The 4,347-nt window shown below is 57.0% G+C and carries 5 protein-coding genes and 1 pseudogene; 5 read left to right on the top strand and 1 reads right to left on the bottom strand.

Annotated elements, in window-relative coordinates; genetic code table 11:
- The 4 genes and pseudogenes from JUB11_RS32275 to JUB11_RS32260 all read left to right on the top strand — a co-directional run.
- Positions 1-576: pseudogene (locus JUB11_RS32275) on the top strand (2-polyprenylphenol 6-hydroxylase); the annotation flags it as partial.
- Positions 577-1,076: 500 nt separating this feature from the next.
- Complete coding sequence (locus tag JUB11_RS32270; RefSeq protein ID WP_207462908.1) at positions 1,077-1,250, top strand: hypothetical protein; 174 nt, start codon at positions 1,077-1,079, stop codon at positions 1,248-1,250.
- Between the two features lie 779 nt (positions 1,251-2,029).
- On the top strand, positions 2,030-2,557 hold the full coding sequence (locus JUB11_RS32265) for an inorganic diphosphatase (RefSeq protein ID WP_207462907.1): 528 nt from the start codon (positions 2,030-2,032) through the stop codon (positions 2,555-2,557).
- 508 nt (positions 2,558-3,065) lie between these two features.
- Entirely contained in the window at positions 3,066-3,569 is a 504-nt protein-coding gene (locus tag JUB11_RS32260) for an MgtC/SapB family protein (RefSeq protein ID WP_247887479.1), read from the top strand.
- A 297-nt stretch (positions 3,570-3,866) separates the two neighbouring features.
- Here JUB11_RS32260 and JUB11_RS32255 read toward each other — a convergent pair whose 3' ends face one another.
- Positions 3,867-4,019 (bottom strand): hypothetical protein, encoded by a 153-nt coding sequence (locus JUB11_RS32255; protein WP_207462906.1) that lies wholly within the window; start codon positions 4,017-4,019, stop codon positions 3,867-3,869.
- Between the two features lie 71 nt (positions 4,020-4,090).
- On the opposite strand from JUB11_RS32255, the gene JUB11_RS32250 reads away from it, so the two are divergent.
- Positions 4,091-4,347: hypothetical protein (locus JUB11_RS32250; protein WP_207462905.1), on the top strand; the 257-nt coding region annotated here is incomplete at its 3' end.

Raw genomic sequence — 4,347 nt, 5'->3', positions numbered from 1 at the left:
GTGGCGCAGGTGCATTTCGAGGCCGGCTACGTGCCGCGCCACCAGTCCATCGAGATCTTCACCCAGGCCTGCCGCGCCATCGGCGAGCCGCTCCAGAACAAGCCCCTGAACGAGATCTCGGTCGGGCGGCTGCTGGCCCAGCTCTTCGCCGTGACCGAGCAGTTCGAGATGGAGACGCAGCCGCAGCTGCTGCTGCTCCAGAAGAGCATGCTGACCGCCGAGGGCGTCGGGCGCATCCTGAACCCCAACATCAACATGTGGGAGCTGGCCCGCCCGCTGATCGAGGAGTGGATGCGCGAGAACCGCGGCCCCGAGGCGCAGATCCTCGACGACCTGGAAGGGGCGGTCACCACGATCCGCCGCCTGCCGCACCTCGTCCACGAAATCGAGCGCGCCGTGACCCAGAGTGCCGAAGGCGGTATGCATTTGCATCCGCAGAGCATCCGCCTCATGCTGAACCGTTGGGAGCGCCGCACCCAGAGCGAGCGGGTTGCTGTCTGGACGGTGCTCATACTGTTGGCGGTAATATTGCTGGAGCAGGTTTCGCAGCTGCCGGAATTCCAGGGCACGCAGTAAACCGCGCCAGGCGCCGCTCCCGGCGCCGAAGAAGCGCGGAAGATTGGGGGCATCGCCGGTCGGGCGGTGCCCTTTTCGATTCCGTTCTCCTTTTCCTTTTCGATGGCGCGGCGCTCGGCGGGTTCGATGAGGATGGCGAGTTCCTCGCCAGTCCACGTCCGATTTATGCGCCAAGGTCACTCACGCAGGCTCAAGCTGAAGCAGTGGTACAGCCATTCGGCTTCGCCGATCATCGCGGCCGGAAAAACGGAAGCCGCGGTAGGGGTTGGACCCCTTGCTCATGCCACACAACCTGCCATGCCGGACCGAGCGCCGGCCTGACAGCACCCGGCCGGATAGCAAACACCTTCCTTACCTGCCCGACATCATTCGCCAGCGCGTCGCTCAAACGTGAGTGCCTGGGCTTTCGCCCCCGCTACATTTTTTGATGAATGGTTCGGCGCAACCCTTCGCTGAGGAACCTGTTTCCCGAACAGATCACAGTCGGCAAGGAGGCTATCATGCCCGACAAAAGCTCTTTCGCGCATCGGAATCGTGATAAGCCCATTATCGTTTCCGGAGAGCAGGCCCGCCAAGGCGAAATCGTGCTAAACACGCCACGTCGGCGCTGGATTTTTGTTTCCGGCCTTGTCGGTTTCATTCTCCTGGCCTTGCTGGGGGGATTGCTTTTCTAATTCCAGGTGCGTCAGCCAGCGAGGTGCGCGAATGCGGGATTGGCAGCGACTTGCAGGTTTGGTACAGGATGCGGCATGCTCAGGCGAGGCGATTAGCAAGAGGTTCGCCTTCTCCCCGACCCCACCTGACCGGGCAACCGCCATCCGTGCACCAAACCCGTTTCATGCACCATCTATGGACGGCCCTCACCCTGCAAGAGCATTTTTCAACGTCAGGACCCGGGTCGGTTGCTGCCATCTATTCGGCCTACTGGCGCAGCCCGAGGACTGCTGGCCTTGATAGGATCCGCGGATCGACACCCAATCACGCTGTTGAGCTCACCAGCTCGCTGTTGCAGGCGGGTTTCGTCGATCCCGGTCCTACCTGTTGTGCCATCACATCGTCAATTGCCTTCGCAACCGACGGGGGCTGTTTGCCGGAATCAGCACAACGGGCCGGCGAAGGCTGGTCATCATCGTCATGTTCTCCTCCAACCTCTCTGTTCGAGGGTGCCACGCTATAACGTCGGATTTGAACGAATTTCTTTGCTTCGCCTCTGCCAGCGCCTTCAAAGCTTATTTGCGATCTCAAACAGGCGACAAGCGATGGATCAGCCTTTTGAAAAATGCATATGTGAGGAGAAGGCGATCAACTCAGAGCAGCACGGAGGCGCGATATCAACAAAGTGGCTCAAACCCGACGTTACTGCGTGACGCCCTCGAAGCCTATAGAATAAAGCATATCATTTGCATTCGCGTCATTGCAATGATACTAACACTAGAACAGTAAAGAGATCGCTATGACGCTCAATAGGATTTCAGCCGGACGGTCGCCGCCCTGGGACCTGGATGCGATTATCGAAATAGGCCAGGGCAGCGGACCAGTCAAATATGAATATGACAGCGCATTAGATGTGTTGCGTGTGGATCGGTTTTTGCCCTCTTCAATATGTTATCCAGGAAATTACGGCTTTATTCCTAGTACGTGCGCGCCTGATGGCGATCCTTTAGACGTACTGATAGTCGGTCAGCCGTCACTTATCCCCGGTGTATTGATCCGAGTACGCCCTGTCGGCGCGCTTCTCATGACCGATGAGAAGGGAGACGACCCCAAAATCATTGCTGTGCCAGTGTCTTCTCTTAGTCCAACCTATGCAAACACATGGTCATATCAGGAATTGCCAGCCCCCATGATAAAGCGTATCTGTAAATTTTTCCGGCACTACAAGGATTCCGCAGCGCCAATGAAGTGGGTGTCTGAAACTCGATGGTTGGACGCTCAAGGCGCGGCTGTGATCATCGGGGAAGCTATTGCGCGCGCAAGATAGCGGTCATGCTGCTCGGCAACTTGGGCTTGCCCCTCCGAGATTATGGCTGGCGTATGAATGGCTTGTCCACAGCTGAATAAAAAAGGGAGATATTCGCCTGGACTTTGATCTGTACGCAGCACCCACAGGGCCCGAACCGTTCCTACTGCGCAGACTCATTCAGATATGTTCAGGAAAACCTAGGCCGGTTAATGCTTTAAATATAGGTCCTGTGAATCGTCTCTCGGCGCCTGTGCCCTCTAGGTTGTCCGGGACCTGATGATCAAACACAATCGCGATCGACTTGGTAGGGACTTGCTGTAATGCGCACTCTCTCCACCAGGCCGAGCCGTAAGCGTAGACTTTGCCTCCCAGCCGGCAGAAGAAGGAGATCTACTATGATAAGAAAGACAAAATCCGACTTCATTGCGGTTATGCTGCAAATGCAGACCCTAACAGCCTCTAGGAAAGTCTATAATATTACGCTATAATGTAGTCTCCGGCACACGATAGATTGCTGTACGTGACCATGCTGATATCAGAAGGAGGCAATATGGACCTGCTAATGCCGCAGGGAGATCTAACAGCCGTCGACATCTTGCTCCGACTGAGTTTAGCGAGCGCCCTCGGGCTAATGTTAGGGATGGACCGCGAAGTCCGTGGCAGGGCCGCGGGAATTCGAACGCACGCGATGGTCAGCCTAAGTTCTGCGGTAATCACATTATCCGCGCTCATGCTCTACAACGAATTGCAGGACGTGGGAAGCTCGGATCTCGATCCGCTGCGCGTTATACAAGGTTTAGCGCAGGCAATCGGTTTCATAGCTGCGGGCGTGATCTTCGTATCCAAAGGAAACGTCCATAACCTAACATCAGCTGCTAATATCTGGCTGGCAACGGCCATTGGAATCGCAGCCGGCGCTGGGCAGATTTTTCTTGCATTAGTAGCATTCGGACTTGGCGTTTTTATACTTACTGCGGTACGGGTCGCCGAGTTCCTAATACCTGGCAATGACAAAGCGCAAGACGACTGATTCACTTGTTTTGTGCCTATATGCATTGGAGGGTATCACGCAATAATGTCGGATTTGATTGGCTTTTTCTGCTTCGCCGTTGCTAATGTCCTGGGCGTGTTTGCGTCTCCAAACATGTAACCAGCGCTATTTCGGCCGTTCGAAAACGGGTATGTGCGCGTGAGAAAATAATCTCAGAGAGGCACAGAAGAGTGATGCCACAAAGTAGCTCAAACCCAACTTTACTGCGTGACACCCTCGGTCGGCGTGTTGCACGGAGGGAGTGGGAGTTACACGCGCCCTATCCCACGCCAATGATCAGGCGACACGGACGGACTCCGGGCGTCCAAGGTCGAGCATGCGGTTGAGCACCTCTGCGGCGATGGCGACCTCTGTGACCTGCGCCTTGTCGGTATGGGAACGCAGTCCATCACCGATGACCTGCTTCCAGCGCCCGATCTGGCCCTCCACGCGGGCTCTTCGGTTGTACGCGCTGTCCCGCTGTCAAGCCATGCGGCCGGTCACGGCGATCGCCTGGGGATGTGGCGGTCGCGCTGAGTGGGCGCTGTGGCGGCCGTGTCGCTGAGAACGGCATCAGCCCGAGGCGGCGTCACGACCGCGGCTTCGGGGTGTCGCTCGTGCACGGTCGCGTGGACGGCTGTGCGATCATAAGCACCGTCGCCGGTGAACGAGGTCTCTGGATCCGCTACCGGGACTATCCGGAATTTCGTGCTCGGCGGGGGCGATTTCAGTTTCAGGCGCTCATGGCCTTTGTGAACCGCTCACCGAACATGACGGC

The organism is Azospirillum sp. SYSU D00513 (genome assembly GCF_017356015.1).
Taxonomy (GTDB): domain Bacteria; phylum Pseudomonadota; class Alphaproteobacteria; order Azospirillales; family Azospirillaceae; genus Azospirillum.
The sequence above is the reverse complement of the archived record's forward strand: the minus strand, read 5'-3'. Positions and strand labels throughout refer to the sequence as shown.

Bases quoted from the DNA above. Each gene is read 5' to 3' on its own strand.
- JUB11_RS32270 (WP_207462908.1), top strand. From the start codon at position 1,077: ATGCCCGACAAAAGCTCTTTCGCGCATCGGAATCGTGATAAGCCCATT.
- JUB11_RS32265 (WP_207462907.1), top strand. From the start codon at position 2,030: ATGACGCTCAATAGGATTTCAGCCGGACGGTCGCCGCCCTGGGACCTG.
- JUB11_RS32260 (WP_247887479.1), top strand. From the start codon at position 3,066: ATGCTGATATCAGAAGGAGGCAATATGGACCTGCTAATGCCGCAGGGA.